Source organism: Aliiglaciecola sp. CAU 1673, from assembly GCF_029223185.1.
Lineage (GTDB): Bacteria > Pseudomonadota > Gammaproteobacteria > Enterobacterales > Alteromonadaceae > Bowmanella.
Map to the genome: position 1 here is coordinate 99,803 of NZ_JARHUG010000005.1, position 20,618 is coordinate 120,420.

The following is a 20,618-nucleotide window of genomic DNA, read 5'->3' on the forward strand; positions in this document are numbered from 1 at the left end:
TTACCCCTCCTGCGCCAACTGGCGCTCTAAATCCGCAATCCAGCCAGTCAGTTGTCTGGCTTGTGCCGATTCTGTAAAGCCAGGTTCGGTGGCTTTGAGTTGTTGGTACAGACGATAATCGTCCAGTGCTGCGGCTTTCTCGCCTAAGTACAGATCCCGTAAAATGGCCCGGTTAAGATAGGCCAGTGCAAAGCCAGGCCAGGCATTAATGGCCTTAGTGTAGTGACTCAGGGCGCCAGAAAACTGGCCGCGCTCGCGCAACAAAATCCCCAGGCGATTGTGGGCATGGTAGTTCGATCCATTGACCACCAAAGCCCGCTCAAAATATTGTTGTGCCTGTCCAAGCACACGGGCCTTCTCAGCTTCTTCCTGAGTTTCAGCCACTTGCCCGAGGCGGCCATCGCCCAATAATACCCAGAATGCCGAAGGCGTATCTGGCGATGACAACCAGGGCTTAAGCCCATTTTCTAGATCTATCCAATCGCCTCTGTTTAAGGCAATTAACGCCTTGTCAAAAGTGCTGGCCTGGCTATCGCTCATCACTTTGCGACTAAGCAGATACTGATCTGGCTGTGCCATCAGCCACACAACCTGCTCTTCGGCAGACTTAGGTGCCTCTGAGGTTGGCCTTTCCGGAGCTGGCACCTCAACCGCCTGCTCAAAGGTGGCACAGCCGCTTAGGCCGATAATCAAGGCGAAAAACGAGAACTTAATACTGCGCACGGCTAAGCTCCTCCTGCTGTTCCACTTTGCCATAACGTCCCGGCAGCAAGGTGCTTAGCTGTTGGAAGCTTTGCTTGACCCAATCGTCATATACGCCCTGCCAGCTGCGCTTGGCATTGGTTTCATACAAGGCAATGGCCTGCTCTTCAAAGGGATAGGCCTGCTCTTCGAGCAAAATATCGTATTGCTCCAGTTCGAACTCCGAGAGATTTTTGGGGCGCTCGGAGGCCATCAAATCCTTAGCCAGTTGCAGATAGAGTTCACCCAGATGGTGATTGGCCGCGGTGGTATATTCGCGCACGCCATAATCCATTACCTGCTGGTAAGCCACCAGCGCCTTATCCAGGGCTGCTCGTTTGCGCTGCAAGCTTTGCTTAAGGGGCAGTTTCAAGCGGATATCCGTAAACGCCTGAGCCGCATCGTCGGCAAAGACCGAGGCAGCCATGGCGGCAAGGGTTAGTGAGCGCTCGCCTGCATCACTCCCTGCACGATTATGGCCTTCCATCAGTTTATTCAGCCAAAAACGGCGTTTATCTTCTTCACCGCTTTGCAGATAGTATTCACTGAGGATAAAACGCGCTTCGGTGACTTGGGCGAAGGGCTGGCTGTAACTATTGGCATAGTCACGGTAGGCAAGAAGCGCATTATTGCGATCACCGGCCTTTTCAAAATATTCCGCCGCCAGCCATAACGCCTCCTGGCCAGCATGGGAAGCAGGTTGTGCTTGCCAGGTTTGCAAAAGTATCTGTGCGGCCTTTGCCCAATCCTGGGTCTGCTCGTAAAGGTAAATCAGCTTATCGGGTAAATCGGCGCTGAGTTTATGCTCGGCAAAACGGCTGCGAAAATCCGTCAGCAAGGACTCAGCCTGTTGCCATTGGCCGGTTTGCAGCAGATAAGTGGCGGCATCGTACTGGGCATTAAGGCGCACTTTGGACTGCGGGGCATCGCTTATTACCTTACTGAACAAATCGATGGCCGCGATCAGGTTTTTCTCCTCTACCGCCTGTTGGGCCTGGCGGTAAATAGAAAGCGCCAGACTCTCGGCAAACTCCCCGCGTTCAGCATCGCTGAGCGGATCATTGGCCAGTATCGTTCTGTAGCCCTGCTCTGCACTGACAAAATCCTTAAGGGCGAATTGGCTATGGGCCTTTACCCGCCTGGCCGAGGCTTGCATCTCGGCGTTAAGCCCCTCGGACGCTTCAACAGAGCGCGCCAGCAACCAGTTACTCCAGTGGATAGCTTCAAGGTAATCCTCAGCGCTAAACCCTTGCTGCATCAAAATCTGCGCCACACCTGGAGCACGACTGTCGCTGGCAAAGGTTTCTACAAAACGGGCGCGACTGTCGCGACGGGCTCGCAGCGTGGATTTATCAGAGACATCGCTAATAATTCGCTCATAAGCCACCAGCGCCCCGTAGGCACCATCGGCAGCTTTCTCATGCTCGGGGTAGCGATAAGCAAAATCTTCATAAGCTTCTATGGCCTCATTGAATTGACCAGCTTCAAACAGACTTTCGCCCAGATCAAAGGCCATTTGCGGCGCCAGCGGATCGCGCGGGAAGGTGGCCAAAAACTCCCGGTACCAACGGGCAGCGTTAGCAAAGGCCTGGGTTTTCAGTGCGCCCTGGGCTTGCCCATCCAGTTGCTGGGCCAGGCTGTGTTCGGTTTGTGCCAGCTCCTGCAAATACTGGTGTAAATAGGGAATGGCGCGTTCACGCTCCGAGCCTGACCACCAGCGCCATTGGTTGCCGTTAAGGCCGAAGGTTTCTACAAAGCCCTGCTTGGCCTGATATACAAGGGAGGGGAAGTTACCAAGCAGATAGGCATCGATATGCTTTACAAAAAAACTGACCGCATGGGGATGTTCGCTATAGGGCTTGGCAAAGGCAAGATAAGCCTCGGCACTGTCGCGGTATCTGTCATTATCCAGATGCTGCTGCGCCAGTTCGCTGTAAAGCAGATAACCGTACCGCGGCAGCTCTTCTCCCGCATAAAAGGCGGCAATGGCCGGACCGTCGCCGCGATATGAGAACAGCGTGGCCATCAGGCGCAAGCCATCCTTGACCAGACGGCGCTGTCCGGGCGCGAGGCGCTCTAATATCTCGTTTTGGTTATAGGCATCGGCTTTTTGCAGAATCGGTGTGACCGCTTTATCAAGCATCAAGTTAAAGGCACGCAGTGACCCGTCATAATCTTCCAGCTTAAAGCGGCTCCAGCCGAGCATGTAGGCAGAGATCACCAGAAAGTCGGTGTCGTCGTATTCTTCCACCACGGTCTGATAAGAGCGCGCGGCATTGGCGTAATCTTCCCGGGAAAAGTACAGTTCCCCCTGACGGAACCAGGCTTCACCGGCACGCTCAAATTTCACATCGGTGCTAAGCAAGGTGGACAACACAGCCAGGCTTTTATCCGGCTCGCCTTGCAATTCATAGGCGCGGGCAAGCTGATAGAGGGCTTCATTGCGCGCATGGTTGTCCGGCAAGCTGGGCAGCAGGGCCAGATAGTCGTCAATGGCTTCCTGATAATAACCTTCAGGCTTGGCAGGTTTGACCCCTAACTCCTGATCGCGCTCGGACAACAGCATCTCAATATCGGCCAAACGATGGGCCAAATCGACCTTGCGTTGACCGGGTTCAATGGTTTCCAGCAGTTCCTGGTAGCCTTGTCTGAGGGTGGCCAAATCACCGGGCGCCAAACGGGTTTTCTCGACCACCACAGGTGTCAGTTTCAGATTCGACAGCAGTGGCTTTGGCGGCTCCGGGGGTGGCGCCGTCTCTGGCAGCAGACTGCAACCAGCAAGGGCCAGGGTGATGGATACGGCAAGGCTATGGTGAAGACCTTGCCGAAGGCTCAGGCGAAGGCTATGGCGTTTCATCTTGCCCCCGGTATTGGTCCTGAAGTTTCAGCATGGCGGCCAGGGTCAGATTGCGTTGCGCAAACAAATAGGCCTTACGTTCACCAACCAGATCCGTAGCCCGCTGCCGTAGCTCATTTTCCAGATCACCTATCAAGGTCGCTAATTGTCCGGCCTTTTTGTGGGCCTGACTATCCAGGGCATCCACCCGTTGGCGCTGCGCGGCGCTGATATCCTGTTGTGCCAGCAGTTCGGTTAATCGCTGTTGCTGAGTCCGGGCTTCTGTCAGCGCCAGTTGCACCTCTTTAAGGGCTTTTTGCTGATGCCAGCTATCGCCCACAAAGCTTTCCGATAGTTGCCAATCCAGGATCCCCTGCAAACGGGCCAAACGCTGTGCGTATTCGGGAGATTGCGGCTTAACCGATTGCATCTCTGCCAACCTGCCCTTGGCACGGGCAAGGCGCTCAAGGGAAGCCAGTTGTTTTTCATTGGCAAATAGCCTGACCACCTGGCCTTGCTTATCCAGGCTTTGCGCTTCTTCAAGCTGGGCCTGAAGCGTTTCATAGCGCTTGGCGATTGCCTCTACCGGGGCCGCCAAGATCTCGGCATTGAGATGCTGTGCGCGGCGCTGATGCTCTAGCTCTCGCTCATCGAGAAGCTTTCGGTAGTGGGTCAGATTCTCCATTTGCCGGGTCAGGCGTGCCTTAAGCTCATACAGGGTTTGTAACTGGGCAAAGCCGCCCTCAAGGTGGGTGGCACCGGTTAACAGTTCCACCAGCAGATCCTGCTGCGCCTGCGGCCAGCGAGCTTTTAGTGCCGAGGTGTTGTCTTCGCCGGGTTTGGACAGGCTTTGCCGGGCAAGCAGTGGCATAAGATCGGCTTGATTAAGCTCCAGTGCCAATTGCTCCAGTTCATTCAGGGCACTTTCCAGCCTTGCAGTTAACCCCTTAAGGGTCTCAAAAGCTTGTACTTCACCACCTTCATGCTCATAGCCATAGGCCAGGGCATGGGTGGCCTGCAAGGCAAAAATATTGTTGCGACTAGCGGATAACTGCTGCCATACCGCCATGGCCATGGGCCAGTTTTTTTGCCTCGCCAGGGTCCAGCCAAATGCCAGCAACGCCTCATCGGCGGCCAGGCTTTCGCCCTGGATTTGCCCAAGACTTTCCAGGGCCGGCCATACCCTGTCCATGGCCAGCTGACTTTGGCCTTTGGCCAGTAGCAGTCGATTGGTCAGGGCCTGCTGCTCCATCTGCTCGTCTGCCGATGGCGCTTCAAAATCACTTAACCCCAGCCAATGCCACAGCCAAAAACCCTCTGGCTGCTTGTCCTGTTGCAGGGCCAACAGGGCTTCATCGAAGACCGCCAGGGCCTGACGAAACTCGCCTTTGGCATAGATTTCACTGCCCTGATTGTAGGTCAGATACTGGCGCTCCAAAGCAGAGGCCGATAAATCTTTGGCGTACTCCTGCCAGCGACCATCGCCCTGCTTCTGGGCAATGTAGGCGGCCTGGTAGGCCAGCATATCCCGCTGTGCCTGACTTAAATGACTACTGGCCTTTTCGGTGCTTTGCAGGCGTTGGTAGATATCCATCACCGCCTGATATTTGCCCTGCACAAAGCTGATCCTGGCCAGCCAATACCAGGCCCGTGCACGCATGGGCAGGGACGGACGACTATCCAGTAATTGTTCGAAGATGGCTTTGGATTGACGACTGAGACCATAAGACAAGCCCACACCACCTTTTAGCAGCGCCAATTGCTGACGCTCTTCTTCATTGGTGATCTGTGACTCGGCCAGGGCGATGGCATCTAAGGTTGCCAGTGAATCTTCCTGATACAGGGCATAGATGACCTGTCCAAACGCCAGGCTTGGCTTGTTAGCGTCATTTGTGTCAGCCGCCAGGACAGAGGTCGTTAGCAACCATCCCAGGCTTATCAATGCGGCCCTGGATTTATAACTCTTGCCCATGGAATTCCGGTTGCTGCGCCGCGCCTGAGTCTGTGATATCCAGTTGCACCGCCTTGGCGTCGCTGTCTTTGTTAAAACGCAGGGTCACGGCGCGCTTGTAAGGACGTTCCTCCGGGCCCATGCCGATATAAAAAGCGGTCAACTCATGTTCACCCTGATTCAAATTACCGATATACAGCCGCTGCACACCGCCGCGTTTAAGCGCTTCTACCTGACGATCGGTATACAGATGGTTGGCCACCGTCTTATCGTCGATTTTCAGCTCTACCGCATCCAGGCGAAAATAATGGCCCACATCCACCGCCAGATAGACCGCCACCTGGGTACTGGAGGGGAACAGCAAGTCTTCTTCCAACACAAAGAGATCGCGATTCAGGGCAATCAGATCTTTTTTCAGGCTCTCGATTTTCTCAGCCAGGGGCACATCCTGCCCACCCGCTTCTTGCGCCTTGGCAGTGAACGACAACAGGGTCAATATCACCGCTCCCAGCAAGGCCACACACATCAACAGGTTAGTCAGGCCGCAGCGTTTAATCAGATTCATCATATCAATACCAAATTGAGCCATAGAGTCTCAGCACCGTGGCAGAGAAAGAAAATAAGGCTTCTTCACCTACCGGGGCGTCATCCAGCAGGTTACGAAAATCGTCATAGTCAAAGCGCATGTAATCGAATTCCAGATTCAGGCTGCTTTTTTTGATGGTGGTGGTTTGCGAAAACTGCCACTCATAACTCACCGCCACACCAGCTGAGATATTGCTGAAGGTGCTGAGCTCCTTGTCCCGCGCCATATAGTTAAACTGGTTTTCCCGGGCAAAGAGATCCTGATAGAAATCGGCTTTGTCCTGCTGATAATGCCGCACATACACATCCAGCACCCAGTCATCGCCAAAAGTGTGGATATAACCCAGCTTCACATTGCTGGCATCGATACCCCAGGTATCGCTGTATAGGCGCGCTTCACCATAGACCGACGCGCGGTGAGGCAGATAATAAATGGCATTCACGGAAAAGGCATTACTGGTGCGTGCCTCGGGATAAATTTCAGTGGTAAAACGATACCCCCGGGCACTGCTCTCGTCTAAAAAGCGCACAAAACGATAGGGATTGTTGAGATAGCCGCTATCGGAAATATTCTCGGCTTTGAGCCCCATAATCAGATTTTTGGTGAGAATTTGGGTGACACCCAAACCGTATTTTTGACGATTGGCTTCCTCAGCAAAATCCTCATCGCCGGTGCGGCCCACCTCATCCCAGCCGCGGGAATAATCCAGTGATAAGGTAGTGAGATCACCAAAGAAGTCTTGACTGATACCCAGATGCAGCGAGCGGGCTTCGAAATCGTTTTCACTGCTGTTGGTAAAACTCAGATTAAGCAGGCTTTTGTTGTGCAGATAGTCGATGCCGACCGTGGTCTCAGTGCGCTCTTCCTTGTATTCACTGGCACTGGCGCGCACATCGATGGATGCTCCCGATATGCTGTCCACATAGTAATTGGCCGAGAGTGAAACCTTATCGCCCACCTGCTTACGCAACAAAATGGAGGGACCATCGATGGACACCCCATCGCCTTCATAGGAATGGTACATGGCATCGGCGCGATCCTGGGGTAGCACTGCTGCATCTGCAAAAGGCATCGCCAAGAGGCAGGCGGCTCCCAAAGATACTCCTAAGGTTAAGCCATGGCACCACGAGGCACACGGATGTGCCTCCGGCCTGGCCTCGGCCTGGCCGCTAGCAAGTGAAAACCACGCTTTTCGCGAAGCGACAGAGGACAAAAAACAGGATGTTTTTTCCCGCAAAAAATCAATTACAACCACAGCCGCCTCCTGCTCCGCCATCGGCGCCACGGGCCCCTTCACGGGCTTCGAATACGTGCTTGGTATAGGCGCTGGCCACCGGGTTGCGATTCATACTCATAATGGGATCGGCCAAGTGGCTGCGCTCATAGGGTTTGACCCAGGGCTCGATCTCGGTCAACTCCTTAAAGGTGCTGGCACAACCACTAAGAAAGGTACTGGCAAGCAGGGTGACAACGGCAATTGGCATGGACTGTTTCATGATTATTCCCGCAGCAGCAACTTCAGCGCTTTTTCATATTTCACTTCATCGCCGGACTTATAACCCTTATGTACCAGGCGGGTGTTGCCATCACGGTCGATCAGGATGGTGGTGGGCATGGCGCTGATATCGTAGAGGCGGCTTACTTCGCCTTTAGGGTCGAACAATACCGGAAAGCTGATGCTGATATCGGAGAGCAGGATCTCGGCCTTAGCCGGATCGTCATCCACATTCACCCCCAGGACGACAAAGCCCAAGTCCTGATAGCGCTGATACATCTCTTCAAATTTGGGCAGCTCTTCACGACAAGGCCCACACCAGGACGCCCAGAAGTTCACCAGCACAATATTGCCACGCTGCTCTGCCAGGCGCAGATTACCGCCGTCGCGGCTTTTTAATGTGAAATCCGGCGCCGTTGTTGCCTTACTGTCGGCGGCTTTGGCGGTAAAAGCCGTCAGGCCGGTAAGCACCACCACCACGATGGCCAGGGCAGAAAAATCATGCAGGGGTCGAAACTTCATAATAGGATTCCATCTGAAAGATTCATTTAGAAAAACCAGCTGGCGCCCAGGCTGTAATGGATGTTGTGGGTGTCTTTCTTCTCGCCGATGATTTCAGAGCTGAAAATATGATCACGCACGTCCAAACGCAGGGCCAGGTAATCGGTCAGAAACAAGCGATAGCCGCCGCCAAGGCTGAGCGTAAAGTGGTTATCGCCGCCAAAGTCGGTACTGCCGCCGCCGACCATCAGGTAAAAATCCGAGTTAAGAGCCCAGCCCTCTTTGACAAAGACTTCGCCATTGAAGTTGTAGCCAATACCCAGATCGTAGTAGCGATACTCTCGTTCATCATCGGTCAGAAAAGGCGCACCACCAGAGAGTTGCTCAAAGCTGGTCAGCCCGGCATCGGCCTGGCCATAGCTGGCCTCCATAAAGATATTTTCGGTGATGTGGTAGGCCAGGGTCAGGCCGGTGACACTGCTATTGGAAAAATCTTCGATGCTGATTTGCCCATAGAAAAGGCCCACCTCAAAATCCTCGGTGTCGATATCGGCATCGTTGATCTGGCGTCTGTCCACCTCAGGCTCGACCACCAAAGGCGGCACTTGCTGGGCGAAGGCCGGTAACAGGCACCCCAGCAGGATTAGAAAAACACTGAAAATCCGAGTTTCCACTCATTTAGCTCCTCTTGTTCATCCCTGTCGGTCAGGGCTAACAGATTTTTGTATTCCAGTCGGGCAACAAAATTTTCCAGCAGGTAGTAACGCAGCCCAAAACCCACTTCCATCACATCACTGGTGCGGGTTTCACTGCCGCTTTGCACCAAAGTGGCGTTAGGTTTAGTGCGCACCTGCCCTGCACCCAAACTCAGGTAAGGGCTTAGTCTCCACTCGGGAAACATAAAATGTTGCACCCGCGCCAGCCACAGGCGGTTTTCGGAAAAATCACCCAGGGCCTGGGTAAAGCTCAGTTCGGTAACGATATTTTCGGTCAGCACCCAGGCCGCCGTGACGGAGAAGGCATTGGTCTTTTCTAACTGCCCGTAGAATAAACCAAACTCAAAATCACGCTGTTGATACTGGGCAAAGTCACTGCGGGCAATGGCCACCGGCTCATTATTGGGGCCGATAGTCTGCGCCAGCGCATCCACTGAGATCCAACCCTCCTGGCCAGTGGCGGTGCGCACTTTATACCAACTGGTGCGCTGTTTAAGCACTTCGATTTGCTCACCGCGCTCAACCACATGAAACACCGGGTATTCCGACGCCGGGCCGGTGCGCATATCGGCGAAAGGCTCGACTACTTTTACGCTTAGTTCTGCGGCCCAAATCGGGCTTTGCAAAAGCAGATAAAAGAAGAAAAAAACAAAGACTTTAAATGGCACGGCATCAATCCCTGGGCGCGTCGAACGGGTTGTTATAATACTGTGCACCGATATCCATCCATTCGGCCAGCATTTTTAGCTCGGCCCCTGACAGCCAGCCCTGATGACTGCCCGTATCAAAGGGCACAAAAAAGCGATTACTGGCCCTTGCGCCACCCACAGAGACGGCATTAGCTACCGGTACCGTGCGAGTTAAGGGGATCGGATTGCCCTCGTCATCGAGAATTAAATTGCCTTCATCATCGGTGAGGAAGATGACGTTACCGTTACTGTCGGTGACCACCACCAAGCGATCCACCAGCGCGCCGTTCACCAGTTCCTGCTCATTGTCCGGGAACAACAGCTCCCGATAACCTTTGGTCCAGTCGGCATTTTCCAGAGAAGGGGTAGCACTTAAGTCCAGCTGTGCGGCCGGTACTTGGGCGGCGCTTTGGGCATCCACATTGGTATGGCAGCTGATGCAGGTGCGATCTTGCACCAGCTCGCCGTTCTCATCCAACACCCGTCTGTCCAACTCAAAAAGCGGTTGAATATGGCTGGGGTAATTCAATTGAATACGGCAAAGGGCCGTCCAATTCTGCGCACAGCTTGCATTTATTGGTAGCGGTGTAGCCAGATCGGCAAAACGATAGGCAAAACCCGGCGCAGGCTGACGGTTGGCGGGATCGGTCCAGATATCTTCGAAAACGATATCCGGACTGGGATAAGGCACCCCGTTAATGCGGGTGGCAGTTTCGGCCATGGTTTCGCCCAAATCCGCAAAGAGCGCCGGATTCGCACCCGGGAATCCGCTACCGGTGCTGGGCGCCCCCAGGTTGATTGAAGCAAATTCTGCATCCGCGCGACCATGGGGCGCAGTGCTTTGACTGCTATGACAGCCATTACAGGAGCGCGCTTCACCTGGCGCCACCTGCAACCAGTTTTGATGACGCTCGCCAAGTCGACGGCCATTGGCATCCACCACCGAAATCGCCAGCGGCACCTTGGCCGGGGCCAGGAAACGCACCGAACCGTCGGGCTCGACAGGCACATAGCCAATAATCTCACGCATTAACTGGCCACGGCTGCGACCAAAGGCAGTGCCGTCAATCTCCAGTATCTCTTCATCGGGTATGGAGACGCTTTTCACTACCCGTAAGAAGCGTGCGGGACGCTGATTGGGAGTGGTCAGGCTTGGGTTGGATACAGTCGTCAACCCGCCAGGACTGGTATCGGTGCCGGCAAAGTCATAGACGCTACGAATATGGATAAGGCCCAAGTCCTGGGTGGCAAGCTCGGCGTCAAATTGCTCAGGACCGGTATAATCGGCGGGGAAAGGGCGCGCTTCCATGGACACCACTTCGGTGTAAGCCTGCCCTTCTTGCGGCACCGCCAACACCAGTTGGGTATTGGAAGCCGGATCGTACATCCAAAGTCCGTACAACAGCGGTGCAGGCTCTACATCATCACGCTCCAGCAGCTCGGCGCTACAGGGCAGGATACGCCGGGTTTCCCCTGCGGTTACCACCTGATCCGGATCATAAGCACGACACTGGCTCCAGGCAAAAAGCTGACGATTGCTACCATCCCATAACGGATAAAGCGAAGCAAAATACCCACCTGGCGAGAGTGTTGACAGGGTATCCACAGTATCAAACAAGGCTGGCTGTTGGGCGGGACCGCTCAGACTGGGGTTGTCGGCTGTGGGGGTATTCAGATCGATATAAGCCTCGAGATCCACCAGCGCATAGTCGCCGCCTAACCGATTCTGGCGGTACTCACGAAGGGCCACCAGTACCCGGTTGTCCTGGGTAAAGCGGCTCTGCACAAAATGTAAATTTTGCTGGTTCTGACTATGACTGTGACGGCCATAAAGGATTTCCAGTTCACTGCCATCGGGATTCATCTGATAAAGGTGGATGCCCTTATCACCAGCGGCCTGATCCCAGCGGCTGAATAGCACTTTGCCATTGGGCAGTACCAGAGGATCGAGGTCATGGCTTTGGTTAAAGGATACCTGACGGATATTATTGCCATCAGCATCCATCACATGCAGCACCGAGGCATGCACATTCAGACTCTCTTCCAGCGCCTGATATTGCGGCTTTCCTTCGTCCAGCAAGATGGCCTGATTGGCGCGCTGACGGGTAGAGCTGAATAAAATCCGGCCATCGGGCAGATATACCGGGCCGGTATCTTCACCCGCTTCGGCTAGAGTGTCGGAGACAATAATGCGGCGCAGGCTGTCATCACGCCGATCGTATTCCCAGATATTCCAGGTGGGCTGCTCGTCGTCATCGGCATCTTCAATGGCTGGCGCGCGCAGGGCAAACAGCAACTTGCTGCCATCATAGGAGACTTCCAGATCTTTGATATCGTACTGCGGCCGGGGGCTGCCTTCGGGGACATTCTCTGCCTGGAACAGACGGTCAGTCAGATTGATTTCTTCGGCGCTGGCCGAGGCCCTGGCCTTCATATATAAGCCTGCCCCCGGCACAAAGGCAAAGGGGTCACGCAAATCCCTGACAACAACCTGGCCATTATCATCCAGCGGCAAATCCCGTTTAACGAAGGCAATGGGGATATCCACCACCACCGGGTCTGGCTCTTCGGAGGCCGAAGTCACCACATCTCCACCGCAGGCAGCCAGCAGCGCAGCCAGTATGATGGCCGCCAAAGCGTTGCTAAGGTGATGGTAATGTGGATGCATAATCTTCCTGACGTGAATGCGTTCTGTATTTTTAAAACTTGCCGAGCTTAACAAGGACGGCAACGGGTTCACAGCGTCGCGGTCCCGAGACAGACAAGCCATAAAGCCCTGACTCTGGGTACTAGCATTTCACCGCAAAGGCATTAGTGCAAACTACAGACTTATATTCAGGCATGCCAGAAAATACCTATTAGCCACTCAGCAACGCACTAAGTAACGGATAAAAATCATAAATCTAAAGTTTTTATCAGTCTCTGTCGCCGATTGACGACGGCCTTCACTGGGTCTTGCTATTTCTCTGCACCCCTGATCTGAACTAGGCTTATGCTATTAATCCCGGCATGATGCCATCTCAGGGACTGTCGTTCCTTAGCGACAGATAAGCTTGCAGAAATATATAAATAAATCGTAAAAATCAAATAGATAAGACTATGGCATGATTTATGAGAAGGCGATCGGTTGGTGTAGGCCCAGAATGGTTTAAGCCAACAAAGGCCGTTGGTTATTAAATTCAACACCCAATCACAATTCGGACTATTTAATCTTGCGCAAAAACAGTTCCCAATAGGCGCATCAAAAAAGAAGAGTGGACTCCATGCAGCTAAAACTCATCACTTGCTTGTCAGTTCTGTTGCTGCTGGCTTCGCCATGCGGGCAGGCCGGGTCCAAGGAGCAGGCCAAACGTATGCATGATCGCCTGGCCGGCATTCCGCCAAGTGCACAGGTGCTGACGCAAATGAGCCAACTGCTGGAAAACGGCGACAGCCGCGCGGCAGCGGATCTAGCCATGGATAACCCGGCTTTTTACAGCATTACCCTGAAGCACTGGGTCACCCCCTGGACCAATGAAGAGGGCGATAAGTTTGCCCCGCTTAATGACTACAGCGCCACGGTAATTGGCATGGTGCGTGATGATGTGGATTTTCGTCAGTTACTGTCCGGCGATATTCTCTATCTGGGCCAATCTTCTCTGGGCTTACCAGCCTATAGCAATAGCAGCAATGCCCATTACCAGGCCATGGAAGACGGGCAAATTAACCTGAAAGACGCGTTAGTCGCCAGCAGCCAATCGGCAGTGACCGGATTGGCCCCTGACGCCACCGCCGGCGTGATGACCACCCGCGCCGGCGCCCGCGCCTTTTTTAAAGACGGCACCAATCGCGCCATGTTTCGCTTTACCCTGATTAACCACCTTTGTACCGACCTGGAAGCCCTCAAAGATACCGAGCTGCCACCCGATCGCATCCGCCAGGATGTAAGCAGAAGCCCAGGCGGTGACAGCCGTATTTTTATGAATTCCTGCACCGGCTGCCATTCGGGCATGGATCCTTTGGCCCAGGCCTTTGCCTACTACGAATTTGACTACGACACCAATGGCGATCCCGACGGTGAGCGCGGCGCGCTGCTTTACAACGGCCCGGGCATGACCGACCCCGATACCGGCAGCCGGGTGACCAAAAAGCACCGCATTAACGCCAATACCTTTGTGCATGGTTTTGTGATTGAGGATGACCGCTGGGACAACTACTGGCGTGAAGGCATTAACCAGGTTCTGGGCTGGTCAGACAGCTTGCCGGGCAGCGGCAATGGCGCCAAGTCCATGGGCGAGGAACTGGCGAACAGCCAGGCCTTTGCCCAGTGCCAGGCGAGCAAGGTGTTTGAAGATGTGTGTTTAAGAAAGCCGCAGGACAGTGCGGACAGAACCCAGGTCAGCCAGATGACCAATACCTTCCAGGCTAATGGCTATAAGGTGAAAGATTTGTTCGCCGACGCTGCCGATTATTGCAAGGGAGACTAAGATGTTGTGGTTGCATAAACACCCCTTGCCCTTATTGTTGATTTTACTGCTGACGGCCTGTGGCGGCAGCGATTCCCAAGTAGTGGAAACGCCCCTGCCGCCGCCTGCCGAACAGCCGGTGGTCAATTACAATGGTCCAGCGGCCAGCACCGAAGATATCCAGAACTTTAAGACTGCCCTTTGGGATAATATCGCCACAAAAGATCGCTGCGGCGCTTGTCATGTGCAAGGTGAGCAAGAGCCAACCTTTGCCCGCAACGACGACATTAATTTGGCCTATGCCGCCGTCACGTCCTTGGTAAATTTAGGCAACCCATCGGAGTCACGCTTGGTGACCAAGGTGGGAGGTGGCCATAACTGCTGGCTGGCCAGTGACAGTGCCTGCGCCGATATCCTCACCACCTGGATTGGCCAATGGGCCGAACGCGCCAATATCAATAGCCAAGCCACCCAGATCCAGCTGTTAGCGCCGCCGGTGAAAGAGCCCGGCGCCAATAAAAATTTCCCTGCCGACCCACAGCTTTTTGCCGACAATCTTTATCCCTTACTGACCCAATTTTGCGCCTCCTGCCATACCAATTCGGCGGCCATTCCCATCTCGCCCTATTTTGCTTCAAGCAATGTGAGCGAAGCCTATGAGGCGGCCAAACCCCGTATTAATCTGGATAATCCGGCCGATTCCCGTCTGGTGGGCAGGCTACGGGACGAGTTCCACAACTGCTGGAGCAATTGCCCAAGCGACGCCACTGCCCTGCAAAATGCTATTCAACGCATGGCCGATGGCATCGACCTGACCCAGCTAGATCCCGAACTGGTTAATTCCAAGGCCCTGACCCTGTTCGAAGGCACCCTGGCCAGCGGCGGCGGCCGCTTCGATGCCAATGTCATCGGCAAGTGGGAGTTTAAAACCGGCAGCGGCAATATTGCCTATGACACCAGCGGTGTGGATCCGGCTTTGGATCTTACCCTAAGCGGGCAGTATGAATGGGTGGGCGGCTATGGCATCCAACTCGGCGCCGGCAAAGCCCAGGGCGCCACCAGCGCCAGTAAGAAACTGCATGATTTAATTCGCGCCACCGGCGAATTTGCCATTGAAGCCTGGGTCGCCCCGGCCAATGTCACTCAGGAGGGGCCGGCGCGTATTGTCAGCTACTCGGGTGGGCGGGATCGTCGTAACTTTACCTTAGGGCAAACCCTGTATAACTACGATGCCCTGCTGAGGCACAGCAACACCGACGGTAACGGTGCACCGGCGCTGTCCACCGCCGATGCCGATGAAGATCTGCAAGCGGCCTTACAGCATGTGGTGTTTAATTATGACCCTGTTAACGGCAGACGACTGTACGTTAACGGCCGCTTTACCGATGATATGGACCCGACAGAGCCAGGTACCCTCAACGACTGGGATAGCAGTTTTGCCCTGGTTCTGGGCAATGAAGCCTCCAATGACAGGCCTTGGGCCGGTACCATCCGTATGGTCGCCATTCATAACAAAACGTTAAGCGAGGCAGAAATCCAGGGCAACTTCGATGCCGGGGTTGGCCAGCAATATTACCTGCTGTTCGGCCTCTCCCATCTGATTGATGTGCCGCAGGCCTACCTGGTGTTTGAGGTCAGCCAGTTTGACAGCTACAGCTATTTGTTTGCCGAGCCCTTCTTTATCAGCCTGGATAGCAGTGCACAGATCCCCACTGTGCCCATCAAGGGCATCCGAATTGGCGTCAATGGTCGTGAATCCAGCGCCGGACAAGTCTTCGCCAATCTGGATACGCAATTATCTGCAACAAGCTATGACGCCCAGACCGGCCAGCCCATTTCCCGCCAAGGCACGATAGTTGCGCTGGATAAAGGTCCGGCCCAGGATGAGTTTTTCCTGACCTTTGAACGCATTGGCGATGCCGAGCATGTGCGGGTACCCGCCGCGCTGCCGCCACCTGCCACGCCACAAGATTTACCTGAGCAGCCGCTTTTGGGCCTGCGTCACTTTGCCGAAATCCATGCCAGTATGGCGGCCATGACCACGGTACCGGTGACCAACACCGCGGTCAGCAGCGCCTTTAACCAGCTAAAGCAACAATTACCGGCAGAAGTAGCCATTGAAGGCTTTTTGGCTTCCCAGCAGATGGCGGTTACGCAGTTGGCGATTAAATATTGTGACCAGTTGGTGGAAACCCCGGGGCTACGATCCGCCTATTTCCCAGGCTTTGACTTTAGTCGTTCGCCTGCCATCGCCTTTGATGCCCAGGGCCGCGATCAGATTATCAACCCGCTGATGGCGAGAATGCTTGGCGATGACCTTGCCGATCAGCCCGATAGCGGCAACACCGAAGCCGAACTTAACGCACTGATGGATCGCCTCAGCGCCTGTGGCGGCCAGTGCCCGGCCGGGCATACCCAAACCGTGGTGAAAGCCAGTTGCGCAGCGCTTTTAGGTAGCGCCGCCATGTTGATTCAATAGGACAGATCATGGCCAGATTTATTCGTAAACAAGCTAAACCCGGACAAGCGCTGGATACACCGCTTTATCTGGAGCAACATGGCCGCCCCATGACAAGGCGCGATTTCCTGGCCCAAGGGTTTCGCGCCGGCGCGGCTACAGTGATGGCAGGCTCGGTACTAAGCCTGTTTGCCAACCCCAGAAACGCCCATGCCACCCTCTCGGCGGACTTGGAAGCACTAAAGGCCAGTTGCGGCATCGCCACCCAAGGCGCGGGCAAAATTCCCTTCATCGTCTTTGATTTGGCCGGTGGCGCCAATATTGCCGGCTCCAATGTGCTCATTGGCGGGCGCGGTGGCCAGCTGGATTTCCTGTCTACCGCCGGTTACGGCCGTCAGGGCCTGCCGGGCGATATGGTGCCTTCCATCGCCAATCCCCAAACCGGACTATCGGATTTTATTAATACCGAATTGGGCCTGGCCTTTCACAGTGACAGCGCCTTTTTGCGTGGCATTCTGGAAAAGGTGGGCGTGGGTAACAGGGCACTGATCAATGGCGCAGTGATTCCCGCGCGCTCGGAAAACGACACCGGCAATAACCCGCATAACCCTATGTATGGCATTAACAAGGCCGGGGCCGACGGCTCGCTGTTAACCCTGATTGGTTCACGTAACAGCGATTCGGGCGGTAACTCCATGGCCCCGGCGCAGATGATTGACCCGGCGCTTCGCCCCACCAAGGTAGACCGCCCTGGAGATGTTACCGGTTTGGTGGATACCGGCGATTTAATTGGCCTTTTAAGCCAGCAAGACTCAGTGGCGGTGATGGAGTCTATCCAGCGTATCAGCGATATGAAGCTGGGCCGCACCAGCACCGGTGTGCAGCGCGATGAAGTGATTAAAGATTTGGTGCGCTGTGGCTATGTAAAAAGCGCCGATATTGCCGACAGGTTTGGTGACCCCTCCAGTTTAAATCCGGAACTGGATCCGCTGTTGGTAGGCGACAACGGTATTTTCACCCGGGCCGAATTTGACGGTGACGGCGAGTTCCGTAAGACCGCCTCGGTGGCCAAGCTGGTGATCAACGGCTTTGCCGGCGCCGGCACCATAACCATGGGCGGCTATGACTACCATGACGGAAGCCGCGCCACCGGTGAACTGCGTGACCTGCGTGCCGGACGTTGTATGGGCGCCTGCCTGGAATATGCCGCGCGCGTGGGCGTGCCGCTGATGCTCTACGTTTGTAGTGACGGCTCGGTGTTTAGCAACGGTATGCTGGATGACTCGGCCAATGGCCGGGGCAAAGGGGTGTGGACTGGCGATAACTCGGCCACCGCCGCCTCGTTTTTCCTGGTCTATAACCCCGGTAGCAGACCACAGCTTTTAGGCGCCACCGCCGATACCCAGGCACGCCACCAGCAACTGGGCTTTATGCGCCCCGACGGCTCGGTGGAAACGGCCGCTAACCCGGCGGCCAATAACGTCAATCTGCTGGTAGAAACCGTAGTCCTCAATTACCTGGCCCTGCACGGCGAACAAGGCCGCTTCAGCCAACTTTTCCCCACGCACGGACTGGGCAACGCCACCTTGATGGATAGCCTGACGGCTTTTGCGCCTATTGTGCAAGGGCGGATTTAAAGCCCCATTGGCCACCTATGTAACCACGAAAGGCCCGAATGGTTTTAGATAGTTCTTTAAAGATCAGGGGCCAACGGAAACACTACAATCACAGATGATAAATTGTTTGGTTGTGTGTAAATAATTGGCCCCGATGCATCTGGGGAACAATACATACCCGACCCTAACCAGCCCTTTATCATTGCCTCATCTACTGTTTGCATGGGTGTAAGCTCACCGCTTCTAATCCAGTTTCTAACTCTTCCATCACTTATTCTTTTAGCTGTTCCATCAGGCAAAAATATTTCACCACCATAGATACAAAATCTGCCAGGTAGGGCATTGTGCACTGGAGATGAAAACAAAACATCAACCTGAGCAACTTCCTCTGAAATTCCTATTCCAACATTATGATATAGATATACCTTTCCCCCATGAGAAAACCAAACTTTCCCTTCATAAAAAATCATTTGTCTGATACAGGAAAGATCATCTTTTGTCTGAATCGAATGACTAGAAACAAATCTATCCGGCTCATAAATATCAATTTTATTACAAGTTCCTATATATAAAGTTGGAGACTTTGGATCGGAAATTAGGATACCGTCTGAATTTCTATAAACCTGGGTGTCAGCGGCCTTGCTAAAATAGTCTGAAGCTACCTGAGAAGAAGTATATTCCCCGTCATCTTGATATACGTATTGAATACCTCGATTGTAATTTCCAATACCGCCGGCGATTACCCAAGGCCTTGGCGTTGCTATGCCTTCTATTCCACCTGCAGCCACTCTAGAGATATGCATATCATTTTCAACTTCAAAGCTTGGGCTACCACCATTGGCAGAATATCGTCCCCACTTATCACTTGAAACCCAATAGAAATTAATCTCTCTCTCCCGCTCCCCATAGACATTAGAAGGAGCAAAATCGTAAACAAAATCATCTATGACCGCCTGGACCCAAGAGTCAGAACCTGATAATTGACCAACACCTTTTATAATAAAAGTCTTTTCCGAGCTTTCACTCGTTCCTTTCAGGTAGATCCCACTATTAGTCACGTATTCAATCATAACCGGCACATTAACTGGTATAGGAACTTCTCTAAACTCTGCGAGCTTCCCATTAGAACCACTATCAACAATAACTCCAGGGTCATTATCAATAATTACTCCACTATTTTCTTCATTATTACTCCCTCCACACGAAAAAACACAGAACAAGAAAGACAGAAAAATAGCAATTCTTACGAATTCTTTATGAAAACCCCTATGTGGCAGCATGTTATAACTCATTATTTCCTCGCTATAAAAAGTCGGTTGACTTTCGCACCTTTGCAAGAAAAGAGCCAAGATAAAAATTAAATTAAAAACATATATTTAGGTTAAAAATCCAAGAAAAACAGATCGGACAGTATGTTTTTTTGACTCACCTACCCAGGTGATTTTTCAGAAAAAACAAAATTCCTCATCAAACCAATCTGGTCTGAGCACCCTATTATTATATGAATTTGAGATCTGTAGAGAATGTGTTGTCGGCAGGAATTTTAAATTGGCTGTGATCTTTAATAATCTTTAAAATTAGGCTGGAAGTATTTTCCAGCCTGTAAACTAAACGCCTTACCCAAATGTTCTTAATCTGCGTCTCTGCCAGAACAGCCCAATGATACCCAAAGAAAACAGCGCCAAAGATTCAGGTTCAGGAACTGGATTGGGATTGTTCGCTGTTGGCACAAAAGAGCGGGAGTAATCTGTGCCTGATTCTGAGGAAAGCTGATAGTCAGTTATTTCTACTCCATCGATCGTCACCGATTGGATACCTCCCCAGTATGACGAATTTCCAGCATCCACCAAATATCTTGCCGTAACAGAGTTAGGCTCAGGGTATAGTGCTCCAGGAATATGGCCGTCCGCCCACATACTCAAACTGAAATATAACGGTGTTCCGACTACAAACTCTTGAAATACGGTAAATTTACTAACGCCAAAATTTTCACTCCATATGTAGCCAAGAGGCCCAGAAACAGAATAACTGCCGTTTATCCAACTGCTGGTCGAAGATGAATAGGACTGTGCGGAGATTACTACTCTGCTGCTATCTATCCCCAAATATGGAGTACTAATATTAAAGTCCAAACCGTATCTAGCTCTGGCATTTAACGAACCCGCACTTACATTTGTATCAATGAGCATTTCTTGATAAATATCAAAGGTTACGTACCCTTTTTTATTTTCATACATATCGCCACTAATAGTAATCGAGTCAGAGTACGCTGCACTTGCGAACCCATTAACAAGCTCACCATCGTGGTGTTCAAAAGTCTGCAGAGCAGTACTTCCGAAGGTCCATATTTTTATCATTCCATATTCTGCTATTGCATACGAACCAGATGATGATTTCGAAGTATTTGCGGAAGAAGCGGACTCAACCCTTTTTAGGTCATCAGCATATTCTTCTGAGGAAATACGAATATTTCCCGTCTGAGACATTGTATTTGTTATCAACGTAGCATGAAGCGGCAAGGCCACACCCAAAAGAAACATTGTTACCATTATCTTGAAGTTAAAGACTTTCATAAATTCCCTAT

The 20,618-nt window shown here is 52.9% G+C and carries 15 protein-coding genes; 3 read left to right on the top strand and 12 right to left on the bottom strand.

Translation table 11 applies throughout. The annotated features are described in order from the left end of the window. The 10 genes from P2G88_RS06295 to P2G88_RS06340 all read right to left on the bottom strand — a co-directional run bounded on the left by P2G88_RS06295 (position 1) and on the right by P2G88_RS06340 (position 12,183). A complete protein-coding gene (locus tag P2G88_RS06295) occupies positions 1 to 723 on the bottom strand; it encodes a hypothetical protein (protein WP_275794923.1) in 723 nt (240 codons plus the stop codon). After that, positions 710 to 3,598 (bottom strand): tetratricopeptide repeat protein, encoded by a 2,889-nt coding sequence (locus P2G88_RS06300; RefSeq protein ID WP_275794924.1) that lies wholly within the window; start codon positions 3,596 to 3,598, stop codon positions 710 to 712. The genes P2G88_RS06295 and P2G88_RS06300 overlap by 14 nt, the downstream gene beginning before the upstream one ends. Continuing rightward, positions 3,585 to 5,549: a hypothetical protein gene (locus tag P2G88_RS06305; RefSeq protein WP_275794926.1), complete on the bottom strand. Its 1,965-nt coding sequence runs from the start codon at positions 5,547 to 5,549 to the stop codon at positions 3,585 to 3,587. The genes P2G88_RS06300 and P2G88_RS06305 overlap by 14 nt, the downstream gene beginning before the upstream one ends. Further along, positions 5,533 to 6,117, bottom strand: a complete 585-nt coding sequence (locus P2G88_RS06310; RefSeq protein ID WP_275794927.1) for a hypothetical protein — start codon at positions 6,115 to 6,117, stop codon at positions 5,533 to 5,535. The genes P2G88_RS06305 and P2G88_RS06310 overlap by 17 nt, the downstream gene beginning before the upstream one ends. Beyond that, on the bottom strand, positions 6,098 to 7,210 hold the full coding sequence (locus P2G88_RS06315; protein WP_275794928.1) for a DUF3570 domain-containing protein: 1,113 nt from the start codon (positions 7,208 to 7,210) through the stop codon (positions 6,098 to 6,100). Before P2G88_RS06315 ends, P2G88_RS06310 begins: the two co-directional genes overlap by 20 nt. A 145-nt stretch (positions 7,211 to 7,355) precedes the next feature. Next, positions 7,356 to 7,610, bottom strand: coding sequence for a DUF4266 domain-containing protein (locus P2G88_RS06320; protein ID WP_275794929.1), 255 nt, complete (start codon positions 7,608 to 7,610; stop codon positions 7,356 to 7,358). 2 nt (positions 7,611 to 7,612) lie between these two features. Next, positions 7,613 to 8,131, bottom strand: coding sequence for a TlpA disulfide reductase family protein (locus P2G88_RS06325; protein WP_275794930.1), 519 nt, complete (start codon positions 8,129 to 8,131; stop codon positions 7,613 to 7,615). Positions 8,132 to 8,157: 26 nt separating this feature from the next. Continuing rightward, positions 8,158 to 8,784 carry an outer membrane beta-barrel domain-containing protein gene (locus tag P2G88_RS06330; RefSeq protein ID WP_275794931.1) on the bottom strand — a complete coding sequence of 209 codons (627 nt, stop codon included), beginning with the start codon at positions 8,782 to 8,784 and terminating at the stop codon, positions 8,158 to 8,160. Further along, complete coding sequence (locus tag P2G88_RS06335; protein WP_275794932.1) at positions 8,754 to 9,494, bottom strand: SH3 domain-containing protein; 741 nt, start codon at positions 9,492 to 9,494, stop codon at positions 8,754 to 8,756. Before P2G88_RS06335 ends, P2G88_RS06330 begins: the two co-directional genes overlap by 31 nt. 4 nt (positions 9,495 to 9,498) lie before the next feature. After that, on the bottom strand, positions 9,499 to 12,183 hold the full coding sequence (locus P2G88_RS06340; RefSeq protein WP_275794934.1) for a hypothetical protein: 2,685 nt from the start codon (positions 12,181 to 12,183) through the stop codon (positions 9,499 to 9,501). Positions 12,184 to 12,778: 595 nt separating this feature from the next. Here P2G88_RS06340 and P2G88_RS06345 point away from each other — a divergent pair. Genes P2G88_RS06345 through P2G88_RS06355 form a run of 3 tightly spaced genes read left to right on the top strand, consistent with a single transcriptional unit; the run spans position 12,779 to position 18,055 of the window. Continuing rightward, the gene (locus P2G88_RS06345) at positions 12,779 to 13,981 is read left to right on the top strand and encodes a hypothetical protein (RefSeq protein WP_275794935.1); all 1,203 of its coding nucleotides are present in this window, start codon (positions 12,779 to 12,781) and stop codon (positions 13,979 to 13,981) included. A gap of 1 nt (position 13,982) precedes the next feature. Beyond that, entirely contained in the window at positions 13,983 to 16,439 is a 2,457-nt protein-coding gene (locus P2G88_RS06350; protein WP_275794936.1) for a LamG domain-containing protein, read from the top strand. Between the two features lie 8 nt (positions 16,440 to 16,447). Further along, a complete protein-coding gene (locus P2G88_RS06355) occupies positions 16,448 to 18,055 on the top strand; it encodes a general secretion pathway protein GspF (RefSeq protein WP_275794937.1) in 1,608 nt (535 codons plus the stop codon). Between the two features lie 56 nt (positions 18,056 to 18,111). Here P2G88_RS06355 and P2G88_RS06360 read toward each other — a convergent pair whose 3' ends face one another. Together P2G88_RS06360 and P2G88_RS06365 are read right to left on the bottom strand one after the other, a co-directional pair. Further along, positions 18,112 to 19,326: a hypothetical protein gene (locus P2G88_RS06360; RefSeq protein WP_275794938.1), complete on the bottom strand. Its 1,215-nt coding sequence runs from the start codon at positions 19,324 to 19,326 to the stop codon at positions 18,112 to 18,114. A 324-nt stretch (positions 19,327 to 19,650) separates the two neighbouring features. Further along, positions 19,651 to 20,607: a PEP-CTERM sorting domain-containing protein gene (locus tag P2G88_RS06365; RefSeq protein WP_275794940.1), complete on the bottom strand. Its 957-nt coding sequence runs from the start codon at positions 20,605 to 20,607 to the stop codon at positions 19,651 to 19,653. Positions 20,608 to 20,618 lie beyond the last annotated feature (11 nt).